At 72.8% G+C, this 14,530-nt stretch carries 15 protein-coding genes; 9 read left to right on the forward strand and 6 right to left on the reverse strand.

Going from position 1 to position 14,530, the window contains the following annotated elements:
- The first annotated feature begins 31 nt into the window (after nt 1–31).
- A complete protein-coding gene (locus AB0L74_RS20215; RefSeq protein WP_365653926.1) occupies nt 32–703 on the forward strand; it encodes an FCD domain-containing protein in 672 nt (223 codons plus the stop codon).
- 59 nt (nt 704–762) lie between these two features.
- Here the strand turns inward: AB0L74_RS20215 and grpE are convergent, their stop codons facing one another.
- Nucleotides 763–1,305 (reverse strand): nucleotide exchange factor GrpE, encoded by a 543-nt coding sequence (grpE, locus tag AB0L74_RS20220; protein ID WP_365653809.1) that lies wholly within the window; start codon nt 1,303–1,305, stop codon nt 763–765.
- Between the two features lie 600 nt (nt 1,306–1,905).
- Between grpE and AB0L74_RS20225 the strand changes: the two genes are divergently transcribed.
- Complete coding sequence (locus AB0L74_RS20225) at nt 1,906–3,000, forward strand: glutamate--cysteine ligase (protein ID WP_365653813.1); 1,095 nt, start codon at nt 1,906–1,908, stop codon at nt 2,998–3,000.
- Nucleotides 3,001–3,062: 62 nt separating this feature from the next.
- Here the strand turns inward: AB0L74_RS20225 and AB0L74_RS20230 are convergent, their stop codons facing one another.
- Nucleotides 3,063–3,737, reverse strand: coding sequence for a hemerythrin domain-containing protein (locus AB0L74_RS20230; protein WP_365653816.1), 675 nt, complete (start codon nt 3,735–3,737; stop codon nt 3,063–3,065).
- A gap of 313 nt (nt 3,738–4,050) precedes the next feature.
- Between AB0L74_RS20230 and AB0L74_RS20235 the strand changes: the two genes are divergently transcribed.
- The 6 genes from AB0L74_RS20235 to AB0L74_RS20260 all read left to right on the forward strand — a co-directional run bounded on the left by AB0L74_RS20235 (nt 4,051) and on the right by AB0L74_RS20260 (nt 9,105).
- The gene (locus AB0L74_RS20235) at nt 4,051–4,320 is read left to right on the forward strand and encodes a hypothetical protein (protein ID WP_365653819.1); all 270 of its coding nucleotides are present in this window, start codon (nt 4,051–4,053) and stop codon (nt 4,318–4,320) included.
- A gap of 57 nt (nt 4,321–4,377) precedes the next feature.
- Nucleotides 4,378–5,388 carry a helix-turn-helix domain-containing protein gene (locus AB0L74_RS20240; protein WP_365653822.1) on the forward strand — a complete coding sequence of 337 codons (1,011 nt, stop codon included), beginning with the start codon at nt 4,378–4,380 and terminating at the stop codon, nt 5,386–5,388.
- Between the two features lie 161 nt (nt 5,389–5,549).
- Nucleotides 5,550–6,518: a DJ-1/PfpI family protein gene (locus AB0L74_RS20245; RefSeq protein WP_365653825.1), complete on the forward strand. Its 969-nt coding sequence runs from the start codon at nt 5,550–5,552 to the stop codon at nt 6,516–6,518.
- Nucleotides 6,519–6,530: 12 nt separating this feature from the next.
- Nucleotides 6,531–7,139: a DJ-1/PfpI family protein gene (locus AB0L74_RS20250; protein ID WP_365653828.1), complete on the forward strand. Its 609-nt coding sequence runs from the start codon at nt 6,531–6,533 to the stop codon at nt 7,137–7,139.
- 638 nt (nt 7,140–7,777) lie between these two features.
- Nucleotides 7,778–8,602: a hypothetical protein gene (locus tag AB0L74_RS20255; RefSeq protein WP_365653831.1), complete on the forward strand. Its 825-nt coding sequence runs from the start codon at nt 7,778–7,780 to the stop codon at nt 8,600–8,602.
- Nucleotides 8,599–9,105 carry an NAD(P)H-dependent oxidoreductase gene (locus AB0L74_RS20260; protein WP_365653833.1) on the forward strand — a complete coding sequence of 169 codons (507 nt, stop codon included), beginning with the start codon at nt 8,599–8,601 and terminating at the stop codon, nt 9,103–9,105. The genes AB0L74_RS20255 and AB0L74_RS20260 overlap by 4 nt, the downstream gene beginning before the upstream one ends.
- A 202-nt stretch (nt 9,106–9,307) precedes the next feature.
- Here the strand turns inward: AB0L74_RS20260 and AB0L74_RS20265 are convergent, their stop codons facing one another.
- The 3 genes from AB0L74_RS20265 to AB0L74_RS20275 all read right to left on the reverse strand — a co-directional run bounded on the left by AB0L74_RS20265 (nt 9,308) and on the right by AB0L74_RS20275 (nt 12,458).
- Complete coding sequence (locus AB0L74_RS20265) at nt 9,308–9,958, reverse strand: LuxR C-terminal-related transcriptional regulator (RefSeq protein ID WP_365653835.1); 651 nt, start codon at nt 9,956–9,958, stop codon at nt 9,308–9,310.
- Nucleotides 9,959–10,744: 786 nt separating this feature from the next.
- On the reverse strand, nt 10,745–11,377 hold the full coding sequence (locus AB0L74_RS20270; protein WP_365653837.1) for a 4'-phosphopantetheinyl transferase superfamily protein: 633 nt from the start codon (nt 11,375–11,377) through the stop codon (nt 10,745–10,747).
- 109 nt (nt 11,378–11,486) lie between these two features.
- Nucleotides 11,487–12,458, reverse strand: a complete 972-nt coding sequence (locus AB0L74_RS20275) for a LysR family transcriptional regulator (RefSeq protein ID WP_365653840.1) — start codon at nt 12,456–12,458, stop codon at nt 11,487–11,489.
- 95 nt (nt 12,459–12,553) lie between these two features.
- Between AB0L74_RS20275 and AB0L74_RS20280 the strand changes: the two genes are divergently transcribed.
- Nucleotides 12,554–13,714: a nuclear transport factor 2 family protein gene (locus AB0L74_RS20280; protein WP_365653843.1), complete on the forward strand. Its 1,161-nt coding sequence runs from the start codon at nt 12,554–12,556 to the stop codon at nt 13,712–13,714.
- A gap of 16 nt (nt 13,715–13,730) precedes the next feature.
- On the opposite strand, the gene AB0L74_RS20285 is transcribed toward AB0L74_RS20280, so the two are convergent.
- The gene (locus AB0L74_RS20285) at nt 13,731–14,528 is read right to left on the reverse strand and encodes an alpha/beta fold hydrolase (protein WP_365653846.1); all 798 of its coding nucleotides are present in this window, start codon (nt 14,526–14,528) and stop codon (nt 13,731–13,733) included.
- Nucleotides 14,529–14,530 lie beyond the last annotated feature (2 nt).

Below are 14,530 nucleotides of genomic sequence, written 5' to 3' on the forward strand. Positions count from 1 at the left end.
CGGGCAGGAGGCCGCCCCCCGGAAGGGCACGGTGGCGCAGCGCGCCATCGAGCGGATCAAGGCGATGATCGCCGAGGGGCGGCTGGAGCCGGGCGGGCGGCTGCCCACCGAACGGGACCTCGCGGCCGCCCTCGGCATCTCCCGCAGCTCCGTTCGCGAGGCCATCCGCGCGCTGACCGTGCTCGGCGTTCTGGAGGCGCGGCACGGCTCCGGCATCTACGTCACCCGGCTGGAGGCCGCCGGCCTTCTGGAGTCCTTCGGCGTGGTCGCCGACCTGTCCACGGGCGGGCGCCTGGTCGAACTCCTGGAGGTGCGCCGCGTCCTGGAGTCGGCGGCGACGGCCCTGGCCGCCGCGCGCATCACGCCGGAGCAGCTGGCGGAGGTCGAGCGGCACCTGACGGCGATGGACACCACCGACGACCCGGACGTGATCCTCGCCCACGACCTGGCCTTCCACCGCGCGATCGCCGTCGCGGCGGGCAACGAGACCCTGGCCGCCCTCCTGGAGGGCCTGTCCTCCCGCACCTTCCGCGCCCGCGTCCGGCGCGGCTACCAGGAGGCCGGGGCCATCCCCCGTACGCGCCGCGAGCACACCGCCATCCACCGGGCACTGACCGCCCGCGACCCGGAGGCGGCCCGGGCGGCCGCCGCCGCCCACGTGGGCGAGGTCGAACAGTGGCTGCGGGGGCGCCTGGCACCGTAGCGCCCCCGGCCGGCCGCGACGCCGCGGAGGCGCGTGGGGGCGGGCCCACCGTGTGCTCGTCAGTTCCGCGCGGCGGGCAGGGGCGGCTTGTCCGGCGGGGGCGAGAGGCGTACGCCCCCGTCCCGCCCGTCCGGGCTCCTGGCGGGCGGGGCCGGCCCGGTGACCTCCACGTGGGCCGGGCGCAGCAGGTGGCCGCCGAGGCGGTAGCCGGGCCTGAGGACCGTGGAGCAGACCAGGCTGTCCCTGTCGGGACGGACATGGTGGGCCAGGGCGTCGTGGCAGGCGGGATCGAACGCATCGCCCACCTCGCCGAACGACGTGAGACCCAGCGAGCCGAGCTGCTCCCGCAGGCTGTCGGCGACGTCCTTCAGCCCCGGGGTCAGCGGCTCGTGCGCGCACGCCCGGTCGACGGCGTCCAGCGCCGGCAGCAGCGCCCGGAGCACGTTGGCCACCGCGATCTCGCGTACGGCCAAGCGGTCCCGCCGCACCCGCTTGCGGTAGTTGTCGTACTCGGCCTTCACCCGCTGGAGGTCGGCGGTCCGCTCCTCCAGGAGGCGCCGCAGCCGTTCCAGTTCGGCGCTCCGCGGCCCGCTCCCGGTCATCGTCCGCCGGCCTCCGGCCTGTCGTCGTCGACGGTCCCGGCGTCCGCGGAGCCCTCCGGGCGCTTGCCGGACACCGCAGCCGACTGGCGGTCATCGTCACGGTCGGCCATGAGGTGCTCCCCTCGGGTCGGACGGCTTGCCGCGGCGGGCCTGGGCCGAGGGCGGGACCGCTCGGGTGGTGACGCCGCGGTGCGGGGCCGAAAGGCGGATGCCGTGGTGTGCGGGCCGCGCGGCGACGGCCGCGACGGCAGGGGGCTCTCGCCGTGCCCGCCGCCGCGCGGCCCGGTCCGGAGGGACCCCCTCGCGGCCGTCACCGCGACCTTGTCCTGTTTTGTCCTATGTGTACATGCGTAACCCGTATCCGGCCACACATACGCGATCCGGTCATGAAGGCTCGGCGGCACACCGAAGCTGCCGGGTGGGCGCCCGAGACGTGCTTCGATTGTCTGAGTTTGTGATGAAGTAATTGCGGCACTCGGGGTCACCCCGGAGGAGTGCGGGAGGAGCGGCCCCTCCTGAAGGTGATCATCGCCGCGCGATGGGCTTGACCGGACACGTCGCGAGCCGGATCCCGGCAGGACGCGGAACAGAGGGCGATCGATGACGACGATCGGGGTCGAAGAGGAATACCTGCTGGTCGACCCTGTCACGGGTCTTCCGGTGCCGAAGGCGGAGAAGGTGCGCGGGGCCGCCGGTCTGGAGTTCCTCATGGGCGACCAGGAGGTGCAGCCCGAGCTTTTGCAGGCGCAGGTCGAGGTGGTCACCCCGGTGTGCGGCACGCTGGAGGAGGTCGGGGGTCATCTGCTGCGTCTGCGGCACGCCGTCGGAGCGGCCGCCGAGGCGCACGGCTGCCGGGTCGCGGCCGGGGCCACGCCACCCCTGCGCGAACGGCGGCCGGTGGCCGTCACCGACAAGGCCCGGTACCGCGCCATGCTCAGCCAGGCGCCCCAGCTGGTGGCGGAACAGCTGGTCAACGGCATGCACGTCCATGTCGCCGTGCCGAGCCGCGAGGCGGGCGTACAGGTCCTGAACCGGATCCGGGGCTGGCTGCCGACGCTGACGGCCATGTCGGCGAACTCCCCGCTGTGGGACGGCCACGACACCGGCTTCGCCAGCTGGCGCACCGTGGTCTTCGGCCGCTGGCCGGTCAGCGGCATGCCGCCGTACTTCCACGACGCCGCGGACTACGACCGGCGCGTGCGGCACCTGCTGGAGAGCGGACTCGTCTCGGACACCGGTCAGCTGTACTGGCAGGCCCGGCTCTCCGAGCGGTACCCCACCGTCGAGGTGCGCTGTCCGGACGTCCAGCTGCGCGTGGACGACGCGGTCATGCTCGCGGGGATCACCCGGGCCCTGGTGGAAACGGCCCTCGCGGAGGCGGAGGCGGGAGCCCCGGCGCCGCACCGTGCGCCCGAACTGCTCCACGCCGCGATGTGGCACGCGGCCCGCCACGGTCTGAGCGCCGCCCTGATCGACCCCGACGGCAGATCGCGCCGAGCCGGTGACGTCCTGTACCAGCTCCTGCGTCATCTCACTCCCGCGCTGGAGGCGTCCGGCGACCTGCGGCAGGTCACCGCCCTGACGCAGCGGCTGCTGCGGCACGGGACCGGCGCGGACCGGCAGCGTGCCGCTCTCGCCGCGGGCGGCCTGCGGGCGGCCATCGACCTGATCACCCAGGAGAGCGTGATGCCGTGACCGTCCGCGGGCGCAGGCCGTCCGCGGGCGCAGGCCGGCCGCGGACGATGGACGGTGCCGGGTCAGCGCCGTCTGCGCGGTATCGCGAGCGCAGCGCCGCAGAGGAGGACCCCGGTCAGACCGGCGAGGATCTTCTTGATCGCGGCGGCGGGCGTGTTCAGGCCGAGCACGTCGCGCACCCGGTCGTAGACACTGAGCGGTACGCCCAGAACCGCGTTGCCGGGCGGACGCCGGGGGACGACGGGGTGGGGACGCGTGGGCGCGCTCCTGCGGACCGCCTCCCAGGCCGTGCCGAGCCGGCGCAGCTGCTCGGCGTCGAGGGCCTGCTGGAGCCGGGGCAGGACGAGACGCTCCTCGTCCCTGACGTCCTGCCGGATCAGGGCGAAGACCCGGGCCGCCTTCTCCTCGCGCTCCGGCTCCCCGGGGGACAGGCGCTCGATGGCGGCGACGAGATCGTTGATCTGCTGGTGTTCCTCCTCGACCCGGGTCGTCAGCGCCTCCCCGTCCTCGACCGAGCGCCGCACGGCCGGCCAGAGCACCGTCTCCTCCGCGAAGGCGTGGCTGAAGACGAGCTGGACGATCTGCTTCCAGACCCGTTCGCGCTCCTCGCCGTCGGCCAGGGCCCGGTACCGGTCCATCAGGCGGTCCATCTCGGCGTGGTCACGGCGCTGCCGCGCCAGAACGCTGCCCCGGCCGCCCAGTTCCTCGGTCGTCTGCGCTTCGATGCTCCTGGGCACGGGTCGCTCCCTTCTGCCGACCGGCGGCGACGCCGGCACCGGCTCCGGCGGCCTCCGCGACCTCCCCGCGCGGGTACCCCGGTGCGGCGGGCCACACCCCACGGCCGGCCCCCGCGGCACGAGGGGGAGCGGCCCCGCCACCGCCGCGTGCCGGGTATGCCGGTGCCCGAGCGGCCGAGCTCCGGCGACGCGGTCCCGCGCGCGGCCGACCCGCGCCGCCACGGAGGCAGCGGGGCTGCCGGCGGGTACCCGGGACCCTGTCGTCCGCCCGGCCGGGCGGGCCCCCTACCGCGAGCCGGCGAGGAGGAAGACGGTGTGGCAGCCCGACGAGGATCCGCTGGACTTCGACACCAGCGCCCTCGAAGACTGGGACGAGGAACGCGCGCGAGCGGCACTGCGCGGCACGCACGCGACGCTGTACCGCAACCACCTGCACATCGCCGCGAAGCTGGACCAGTGGGCGATGGCCGAAGGGCAGCGCACCGACGCCGACGCGCGGTACAAGGCCGGTTACGTTCAGGCCCTCCAGGACATGGCCGCCTTCCTCAGGCAGACGTACTTCCTCCCGGCGGGCCCGGACTGAGCCGTCGAACGGCGGCCGCCGGTACGGCTGCCCCGCGGCGGTGGCAGTATGACCGCCATGCGAGAGGAAACCGCCTGCGCCCGCGGCGTCCCCGGCGGTGGGGCCGACGGGTCGCCGCACCGGGTCGCGGTGCTGGTGCTGGAGGGTGTGCTCCCCTTGGACCTGGGCATTCCCGCCCAGGTCTTCACCGCGGTGCCCGGGACGCCGTACGAGATGACGCTGTGCGGGCGGTCGGCGGGCCCGGTGCCGACGGCGGCGGGGTTCGACGTGACGGTGGCCGCGGGGCTGGAGACGGTGCGGCGCGCGGACACCGTGGTGGTGCCGGGGTACGCGCCGCATCTGCGGCCGGTGCCCGCGGCCGTGCTGGACGCGCTGGCGGACGTCCACGCCCGGGGCGGGCGGCTGGTGTCCGTCTGCACCGGCGCGTTCGCGCTGGCCGCCGCCGGCGTCCTGGACGGGTGCACGGCCACGACGCACTGGCTGTACGCCGATGACCTGGCCGCGCGGCATCCGCGCGTGTCGGTGGATCCGCGGGTGCTGTACGTGGACGAGGGGCGGGTGCTGACCTCGGCGGGCGTCGCGGCCGGCATCGACCTCTGCCTGCACCTGGTGCGGCGCGACCTGGGAGCCGCGACGGCCAACGAGGTGGCGCGCACCCTGGTCGCCGCTCCCCACCGCGACGGCGGGCAGGCGCAGTACATCAAGCGTCCGCTGGCCCCCGCCGAGAAGGACGCGACGCTCGCCGCCACCCGGGCCTGGGCCCTGGCCCGCCTGCACGAACCGCTGACCGTCCGCCGGCTCGCCGCGCACGCCCACATGGCGCCGCGCACCTTCGCCCGGCGGTTCGTCGCCGAGACCGGCACCACACCGTTGCAGTGGCTGCTCGCGGCCCGGCTCGACCGGGCCCGCGAACTCCTGGAGAGCACCGGACTCGCCGTCGACCAGGTGGCCGAGCGGTGCGGGCTGGGCAGCCCCTCCAATCTGCGGCTGCGCTTCCGGCGGGCGCTCGGCACCTCGCCCACCGCCTACCGCACGGCGTTCGCGGCCGCGGACCCCAAGGGCGACTGAGGAACCATCAGTTTTCCTCCGAGAAGGCTGAGTAGCGGTCAGCCGTACCCATCCAGGGGCCGCCGCGTTGGTGACACCGCGTCCGGTGACAGGGGCGGATGGCGCGATGTGTGGGATGCGTGTCGTTGACGCCGTCCGCCGGGCCGACGGACTGTGGAGGGGTGACACAGCGCCGCATCGTCTTCGTGATCTTCGACGGGTTCCAGCCGCTCGATCTGGCCGGACCGCATGAGGTGTTCCAGTACGCCGCCGGCCTCGGCGGCGACTACACGTGCGAGGTCGTCGCCCCGCGCGCCGGCGGGGTGCGCTCCAGCAGCGGGCTCCTCGTGCACGCCGGGCACGCCGCCGCCGACCTGGACCCGGGCGGCGTGGACACCCTCGTGGTGGCCGGCGGACGGGGCGTCGACCACGCCCGCGAGGACACGGCGCTGGTGGGCTGGATCGCCGGCGCGGCGGCCGGCGCCCGCCGGGTCGCCTCGGTGTGCAGCGGCGTGTTCCTCCTGGCCGCCTCCGGACTGCTGGAGGGCAAACGGGTCACCACGCACTGGGCCCGCGAGGGCCAACTGGCGCGGGAGCACCCGGAGATACGGACCGACTGCACGCCGATCTTCATCCGCGACGGGCGGATCTGGACCTCGGCCGGTGTCACCGCGGGCATGGATCTGGCGCTGGCGCTCGTGGAGGACGACATGGGCCGGGACATCGCCCACGCCGTCGCCCGCGAGCTGGTGCTCTTCCTGCGCCGGCCGGGCAGCCAGGCACAGTTCAGCGCGGCCATGGCGGTGCGGCAGGCCGCCACCGACCCGGTGCGCGCCGCCGTCGCGGCCGTCCACGCCGACCCCGGCGCCCGGCACAGCATCGCGGACCTGGCCGCGCACGCCGGACTGAGCCCGCGTCACCTGCAACGCCGCTTCACCCGCGAGGTCGGCGTACCGCCCGCCACCTACGTCGAACGGGTGCGGGTGGAGGCGGCGCAGCGCTCCCTGGCCGAGGGCGACGAGCCCGTCGAGGCGATCGCGCGGCGCCACGGGTTCGGCACGGCCGAGACGCTGCGCCGCTCCTTCCACCGCAGGCTCGGCGTCGCGCCGTCCGACTACCGGGCCCGCTTCCGCTCGGCCACCTCATCGTGAACAGGAGTACACATGACCACCTACGGACTGCTCGTCTTCGACGAGGTCGAGGAGCTGGACCTCGTGGGACCCTGGGAAGTCTTCCAGGCGTCCGCGCTGCTGCGCGGCGGCGCCGACACCGCGGTGATCGTCGCCGAACACACCGGCCCCGTGCGCTGCTCCAAGGGCCTGCGCGTACTGCCCGACCACACCCTGGACGACCATCCGCCCCTGGACGTGGTGCTGGTACCGGGCGGCCGGGGCGCGCGCCAGGTGCAGGTGCACAACCCGCGGGTCACCGACTGGATCGCCAAGACCGCCGACCGCGCCGACTGGGTGCACGGTGTGTGCACCGGGGCCTTCCTGCTGCACGCGGCCGGTCCCGCCCGCGGACGCCGGGTCGCCACGCACTGGCAGCACGAGGACGAGCTCGCGGCACGCGGTGACGTCACCGTCGTGCGCGACGCCCGCTACGTCGTCGACGGTAACCTCCTCACCAGCCAGGGCGTCTCCGCCGGCATCGACAGCGCGCTGTGGCTCGTGGGCCGGCTGCACGGCCGCGACCACGCCCGCGCGGTCCGCCGCGCCATCCATTACGACCCGGCGCCGCCGTACCTCGCCGACGAGCCGGTCCCGGCATGACGCCGTCGGAAACCAGGGCGTGATCGCCCGACCACCGAACCGGGCGGCGCGGGGGCGCCGCCCGGCTGTTCGCCGCCCGAGGAGAGGACGCCGGCCCGGTCGGGCCGGACGGCAGTGGCACGTCCTTCCTCCCGCGCACCGTGGTTCACCGCGCTCTACGGTGGTGAGGCCAAAGGGGTGCCCCCGGCGCGCGCGCCGGCTCGGAACCGGACGTGCCGACGCTGGACGGGCGGCCAACCTCCGTGTTCCCGAGAGGGAAACTCGCACGTTTGTGTCGGCAGCGATCTGTTGTACCGCGATGGAGCCGCTGCAAGGATCTCGCTCCATGACGACACTCGCGTTCATCGGACCGACGGCGCGGCGGCCGCGATGCGTCCAGGCACGGTGGTCGCGCGGCTGCCGGCCATCGGGCCCCGCGGGGTACGCGTTACGCGCCCAGTCGCCGGACGGGATCGTGCTGCGGGACACACGAGTGCTCGGCGGCACCCGCACGCCACTCCCGGCCGCGGACGCGGACGGCATGTCCAAGGCCAACCTCAGCGCCGTCATCCATCACCTTCGCCGATCTCGAGAGGCATCGCTGTGAAGTCCACCTTCGAGAAGCCCTCCGACGCGCCCACTCCGGCCGGAGGGGCAGCATGACGATCCCACGGATCTTCCAGCCCGAGTTCCAGGCGGCCGCCGCGCGGTTGCGTGTGCCGGAGATGGGAACCGACGTGGTGGCCCCCCTCCTCGCCCACCTGGTGCGGCTGCTCCGGCCGCGTCGGGTGCTGGAGATCGGCATGGGTTACACCACGCCGTTCCTGGCAGCCGAACTGGCCGAGCTTCGGGAGGTCGTCCGGGCCGAAGCGGAGTTGCTCGCCGAGAAGACCCGCCGCCACCTCTCGGAGGCGCAGCAGCTCGACGATTCCTGGCTGCTCGCTGACCCCCCTCTGGTCACGCCCGCCGCCCACGCCGAACCATACGAGCCGCGCCTGGCGGTCGTCGACAACCTTCGGGACCCCGACTCTTCCGCCAGCCGGGTGACAGAGGTGCTCAAGGAACTGGCCCTCGAAGACTCGGTCACGGTGGTGAACGCCGACCTGAAGGAACTGGACGACCACCTGCCCGCCGAGTTCCGCCCCATCGACTTCGCCTGGGTGGACGCCTGGGAGTGCCTGTACTTCTTCGACCACCTGATGGACCTGATCAACCCTGACGGCGGGGTGGTGGTCATGCATTACCTCATGACCTATCCCGAGGGCGAGGCGGTGCTGCGCTACATCGCCGAGTACCAGCGCAAGCACCCTGGCGAGCTGGAGGTGCTGAACCTTCTGGAGTCACAGAAGCTGATGCAGAACAGCATCACCGTCCTCTCCCGGACGTCCGGCCGCGTCAAACGCCGGTACGCCAAGCTCGGAGGCGCCATCGACTACGGCGCCGAGCTGCACGCGGCCTCCCGACGGCAGGCGGGGATGCGGTGACGACCCGGGCGGACACCCGCAGCTTCCTGTTCGTCCTGGCCAGCCACCGCGCCGGCGGCCGGACCGAGGAGCTCGCCCGGAAGTGGGCCGCCGATCTCCCGTCTGCTACCGCCCAGCGGTGGCTCCGGCTGGCCGACCTCGCGCTGCCGGACTTCTGCGACCACCGCGGCGACGGGACGGGGACGGCCCCGGGCGAGAACGAGTCGCTGCTGCTCGAAGCCACGCTTGAAGTGAGCGACCTGGTCATCGTGTCGCCGCTTTACTGGTACAGCGTCACGGCGTCGGCCAAGCTCTATCTCGACTACTGGGGCCGCTGGATGGAACTGGACGGCGTCGGCTTCAGGGAGCGCATGCGAGGCAAGCGACTGTGGGCCGTCTGCACGCTCTCCGAGGGCAAGGACATCGACGATACGCGCCCCATGCTCGACATGCTCAGCAAGTCGGCCGCCTACCTCGGCATGGAGTGGAGTGGCGCACTGGTCGGCGACCATCACCTCCGTTGAATAGAGAGAGACCGGGGTCGCTGCCGAAACTCGCCGGTGTGGGAATTCATCGGTCGTGACACTGCGGAACAGGGGGCGGTCCGTCACGGGGTGGCTTATCGGCGTTATCGCGGAACGTGGCTACGCCCCGCCCTGGACCGCCCCCTGTCCAAGGCCGGCCGGCTCGCGGCCGGCCCCTGCCGAGAAGTAAGGACAGAGCCGCTCAGTCAGTGAGGTCGAATGGATCGAGGAGATTTCTCTTGGCGATGAGATAACCGAGCTGAGTCCGGCTGGTGCTGCCCAGCCGACGAGAGATCCTCGCCACGTGGGCGGCGACCGTCCGGCGGCTCATTCCAAGACTCCGGCCGATCTTGTCCTCCGTGTCCCCCTTCACCAACCGCTCCATAATGGCGATTTGCACATCATCAACCTGAGCGCCCCTTTTGGTGTCGGTGCCCGACAGTCCGCCCGGTAGCCGGCCGCGCCGCCACAGTGAATCGAAATAGTTCGCCAGTGACTCGACGGCGGCGGCCTCTCGTGCCTCGACCGGTGCGCCGCCGACGAGGGTGAACGCGACCTCCCGGTCGAACACGGCGCACTGGATGGGCACTTCCTCGATGAGACGCATCTGCAAACCGCTCTGTGGATTCGCCTCGCGGGACGCGATGGCTCGCCGCGGGATGTGATCGCACAGCACGAGGACCCGAGGGGGAGTGTCGGCGTCTCCCCCTCGGGTGCGCAGTGAGTGCTGGACGGTCTCCAGCCAGGTCTCGTCGCGGCCCGCCACCGCGATGAGCACCTGACGCGCGGACGGCAGGCGTTCTTCCAGGACCCCGGCGAACGGTTCGGCCGATATGTCGACAAGCTGTTCCACACGCATGACGATCGGTGATTCTTCCCTTGCTCAGAGTTGCTGCCGTATCTCATGGCGTAGCCATGGAAGGCGCAGCGCGGCGCCGGTGCCCTCTGCGTCCAGTCTGCTGGGCATGTATCAGCCGGCTATGACGCGTGGGCTGCCGTTCGGTGATGGTGTGAAGACCACGCGGACGGCAATGGCGCTGACGATGCGCCCAAGGCGCGGCGCGGCTCAGGTCAGGGCAATGCCGCAACCTGGCATGTCCGTCGCCGCCGAACCTCAGGGGCGCGAAAGATCCGCGCGACAGTAGGAAAAGGAGGCCAATGCCGCCGACTCGGGCTCCTTTGCCCGTGATGTACGGCTCACAGGGCTTTGGCGGTCATGGCGCGGGCCCACTGTCAGTCGTCTGAGGTGGACAGTTCCTCGGAATGCACCAACTGTGCGCCGATGTGCTGGCTTTGCTCCAGGAGTTGGGCACGCCTCATCCATGCGGGAGCGCCCTCGACGACGGTCAATCCTGCGTTGGCGCCGATCTCTTGAGTGAATAGGTGATACAAGTACCCCATGTCACGCCCCCCTACTAGATCAACGAGCCCAGATTGAGCCGAGAAGCAAGATCACGGTATAGGATCGGCGTGTCAAATGGAAAGAGGGTATTGCCCACCGAGATTGAACTCGTGGTGTCGCAGGGCCGGCCCTCGCTCTGTGCGTGCGGCGGCGTCATTCGCGGCACTGTCCCGGTCCCGGCTTGTGCCGTCGAGCCCCTCGCCCCAAGGCGCACCACCGAATGGCGGGGCGAGTTGGTCACGGTTGCGGAGTACTTCGCACGGCTACGGCGGCGGCGAAGCCGTCAGGTGCGGTGACGTCCGTGATGCTCCAGCCGGCGGGGGCGTGTGCGGGGTAAGCCCCGGTCCCGAGGTAGTCGCGTGACAGGTTCCCTGCCACGCCGGTGCCCAGACCCTTGAGATAGGCCTCCTTGCGGGTCCAGACACGGGCGAACGCGAGAGGGCTCGCGGCGGTGTCCAGGGCCTGTAGTTCGGCGATCTCCGTCGGGTGCAGCATCCGCCCCACGTCGGCGATGGTCCGCGGCTGGGGCAGCCGTTCGATGTCCACGCCAACCGGCGCGGACGACAGCGCCAGCAGCACCATCGGACTGCTGTGGGAGAGGGAGAAGTGCACGGAGCCGTCGTCGAGGGAGGGCCGCCCGTGCGGGGCTCCGCAGCACGGGCAAGGATCGCGCACCAGGCGCAGTTTCCGAGGGGACCGTCCCGTGACCGCAGCCAGCAGCTGGCGCAGCGCCACATGGGCGAGCAGGTAGGTGAGTCGGTCCTCCGTGCGCCGGAAGGCGGCCGCGCGGGTGAGTTCGTCGTCGTCGAGCACGGTGGGCGCGAGGTGGGCGGCCCGTTCTCCATCCCGCTCGGCATCGGCTATCCACACCGACGGAACGCGCGGCCGAACCGGCGGCCCAGTCAAGGAGAACGCGCTGGGCACTTTCACGATGGGCGTGGCTGGCACGCGCACAGCATAGGTCACCGGCCACAAGGCGTCACCGCGGGAGACCGCCGCCGTCACGGGCCGGCGCAGCGGGGCCGGCGTCCGGGGCGGACGGCCGGTGCGCCGCCTGGGCGGGGCGCGCCGAGCCGAAGGCGGTGGTGAGCTGGTCGAGCAGGGGTATCGCGGAGGGGTGCGGATCGCGACGCCGCATGATCGTGTAGATGCCGCGGGCCGGGGGATCGACGAGGGCCACTGTGGTGACGTCGGCCCGCAGCGCGCGCGTCAGCACTCCGGGTATCAGCGCGATGGCGTGGCCGGTCGCGACCAGGGCCATCTTGCCGAGCAGATCGGCCGCGGTGAGGTCGATGCGGGCGGTGACTCCGGCGCGGGCGGCGTGCTGGCGCAACAGCGCCGCGGAGCCGTCGTTGTCCTCGACCCAGGTCTCCTCGGCCAGCGCCTGGACAGGCACCGGACCGCGCCCGGCTCGGGGATGGCCCACGGGCAGCACGACGACCATCTCGTCCATCCCCAGGAACCGTCGTTCCACCCGCGTGTCGTGGGGCAGCCCCGGTGGCGCGTCGGTGACGACGGCGACGTCGAGGCTTCCGGCGACCACGCGGTCGTGCAGCTCCGGGCTCAGCCCGGGCAACAGGCTCCAGCGAAGGGGTCCGGCCGTGTCCAGCAGGCGGCGGATCGCCGCGGGCACGATCCCGGCGGCCAGAGACGGCGTCGCACCGACGGCCAGCGGCCGGCTGAGCGCCCCGTGACGCACGTCCCGGACGGCACGCAAGGCGCGGTCGGCCTCGTTGAGCGTGGCCAGGGCGTGGTGACGGAACACCTCGCCGGCAGGCGTCGGGCGCACGCCGCGCACATGCCGTTGCACCAGCGGCACCCCGGCCTGGCGCTCCAGCCCGGCGATCTGCCGGGAGACGGCCGACTGCGTGTAGCCGAGCTCGGCGGCCGCCGCCGAGAGCGATCCGAGCCGGCACACCGTCACGAACGTCCGCCACGCAGTCAGTGCCATGGCACGAGTATGCCTGCCCGGTATGCGCGTCCCGCATCGCTGCCCTGCGAGATCTGCGCTTGTCGTGGGGCTTCCGATACCCCACGCTGGATCGCATGACCGCACCGCAGACGATCACCGTGCTCGGCCTCGGGCGCATGGGCACCGCTGTAGCGACACGACTCGCCGACCAGGACTGGGACGTTGTCGGCTGGACGCGCTCCGGGCGCCCGGCAGGCGCTGTCGTGACGGCCGACGACCCCGACGACGCCGTGGCGAAGGCCGACGTCGTGCTCCTGGCGTTGTTCGACGGTCCGGCCTGCCGGCAGGTCGTCGACCGCGTCCGCGGCTCGCTGCGCGCGGACGCCGTCGTCCTGAACATCAGCACCATCGCCCCCGCCGAGGCCGCGGGGCTGGCCCGGGACCTCGGCGCGTCCTACGTGCACGCGCCGGTGCTCGGCTCCGTGCCGGCTGTCGCCGCCGGCTCCCTGCACATCCTCGCCGCCGCCGACCAGGGCGCGTTCGACCGGGTCCGGCCGGTTCTGGAAGCGCTGGGCACCGTGCGGCGCGTGGACGACGCCGCTACCGCCGCCGCGCTCAAGCTGATCGCCAACAACAGCCTCGCCGGTGCCGTCCTCGCGCTGCGCGACGCGCTGCGGCAGGCCGACGCCCTGGGGCTGCCCCGTGCCCAGGTGCTGGACGTCCTCGAACTCGGCCAGCTCGGCGGGCTGGTGGCGCGTAAGCGGCCCTTCCTCACCGGCGAGCCGGCCGACGCCGCCGCGGCGGCGTTCACCGTCGGTGCGCTGGCCAAGGACATGGCACTGCTGGCCGCCGCGACCGGCGTCCCCCTGCGCAGCGCTGCCGAACTGGCCGGCAGCCCCGCCGGCCCCGAGGCAGACATCGCCGTCGCCGCCACGGTCCCCGCCGTCGACGACGCCGTACTCGAACCCCTGCGCGCCTACATCCGCGGACACGCCACCGGCGACCCCGCCCACTTCCGCGACGCGTTCCTCCCCACGGCCCACATCGAGGGGCTTCGGGACGGCGTGTTCGTCTCCTGGCCCCTGGAGGAGTACTGCACTCTCTTCAACGGCCGGCCGGCCCCGGACGAACCGGCCCGCTCGCGCCGTATCGAGGCCGTCGACGTCCACGGCACCGTCGCGACGGCCACCATGACGCTCTGGCACGGCGCGGACACCTTCAGCGACATCTTCCTGCTGGTCCGGGTCGACGGCGGCTGGCGTATCGCCAACAAGGCGTACCACCGGCACTCCTGACCCGGAACCGGCCGTCTCAGCGAGCCGCGGGGCATACGGCGTCGATCTCCCGCCGGATGGCGCGGCCCACCGCCTCCACGTGGTCGAACAGGTAGAAGTGGCCGCCCGGCCATGAGTGCGCCGTGGTCCGGGCCGTGGTCTGCTCGCTCCAGGGGGCGGCCGCCCCCGGAGGAGCCACCGGATCGTCCTGCCCGGTGAACACCGAGACCGGAACGCGCAGGGGCGGGCCCGGGTGTCTCCGGTAGGTGTCCACGACCGCGAGGTCGTCACGCAGCACCCGCACCATCACGTCGAGCACGTCCGGCATCTCGAAGACCGACTCCGGGGTGCCGCCCAGTTCGCGCATGAAGGCGGTCAGTCGTTCCCGCGGCCACAGATGGCGCCGAGCCCGGTCAAGGCGGCTCTCCGGAGCCGCGGACCCGGAGAGCCCCACCCAGGCGGGCGGCATTCCCTCCCGGGACAGCTCCCGGGCTGACTCGAACGCGATGAGGGCACCCATGCTGTGCCCGAACAGGGCGAAGGGACCGTTGAGCAAGGGCCGCACTCTGGGCAGCAGGAAGTCGAGGACCTGGGTGGAGGTGCGGCACGCCCGCTGCCCCCTGGTCATCATGCGGCCGGGGAGGTCGACGGAGAACACGTTCCACTCGGCGGGAAAGCACCGGACGAACGGAACGAAGGCGGCAGCCGAGCCCCCGGCGTGATGCAGGAACACCAGGGTGAACGGAGCCGGTTCCGCGCCCGGCTGTCCTGCGGACGGCGCGGATACGGACGCCGGCCACCGCCGCAGGTCCTTCACCCCAGGCTCAAGGGTCATGT

Source organism: Streptomyces sp. NPDC052020 (assembly GCF_040680575.1).
Lineage (GTDB): Bacteria > Actinomycetota > Actinomycetes > Streptomycetales > Streptomycetaceae > Streptomyces.

Bases quoted from the DNA above. Each gene is read 5' to 3' on its own strand.
- AB0L74_RS20255 (WP_365653831.1), top strand. From the start codon at position 7,778: ATGACGATCCCACGGATCTTCCAGCCCGAGTTCCAGGCGGCCGCCGCG.
- AB0L74_RS20240 (WP_365653822.1), top strand. From the start codon at position 4,378: ATGCGAGAGGAAACCGCCTGCGCCCGCGGCGTCCCCGGCGGTGGGGCC.
- AB0L74_RS20275 (WP_365653840.1), bottom strand. From the start codon at position 12,458: ATGGCACTGACTGCGTGGCGGACGTTCGTGACGGTGTGCCGGCTCGGA.
- AB0L74_RS20285 (WP_365653846.1), bottom strand. From the start codon at position 14,528: ATGACCCTTGAGCCTGGGGTGAAGGACCTGCGGCGGTGGCCGGCGTCC.
- grpE (WP_365653809.1), bottom strand. From the start codon at position 1,305: ATGACCGGGAGCGGGCCGCGGAGCGCCGAACTGGAACGGCTGCGGCGC.
- AB0L74_RS20225 (WP_365653813.1), top strand. From the start codon at position 1,906: ATGACGACGATCGGGGTCGAAGAGGAATACCTGCTGGTCGACCCTGTC.
- AB0L74_RS20280 (WP_365653843.1), top strand. From the start codon at position 12,554: ATGACCGCACCGCAGACGATCACCGTGCTCGGCCTCGGGCGCATGGGC.
- AB0L74_RS20250 (WP_365653828.1), top strand. From the start codon at position 6,531: ATGACCACCTACGGACTGCTCGTCTTCGACGAGGTCGAGGAGCTGGAC.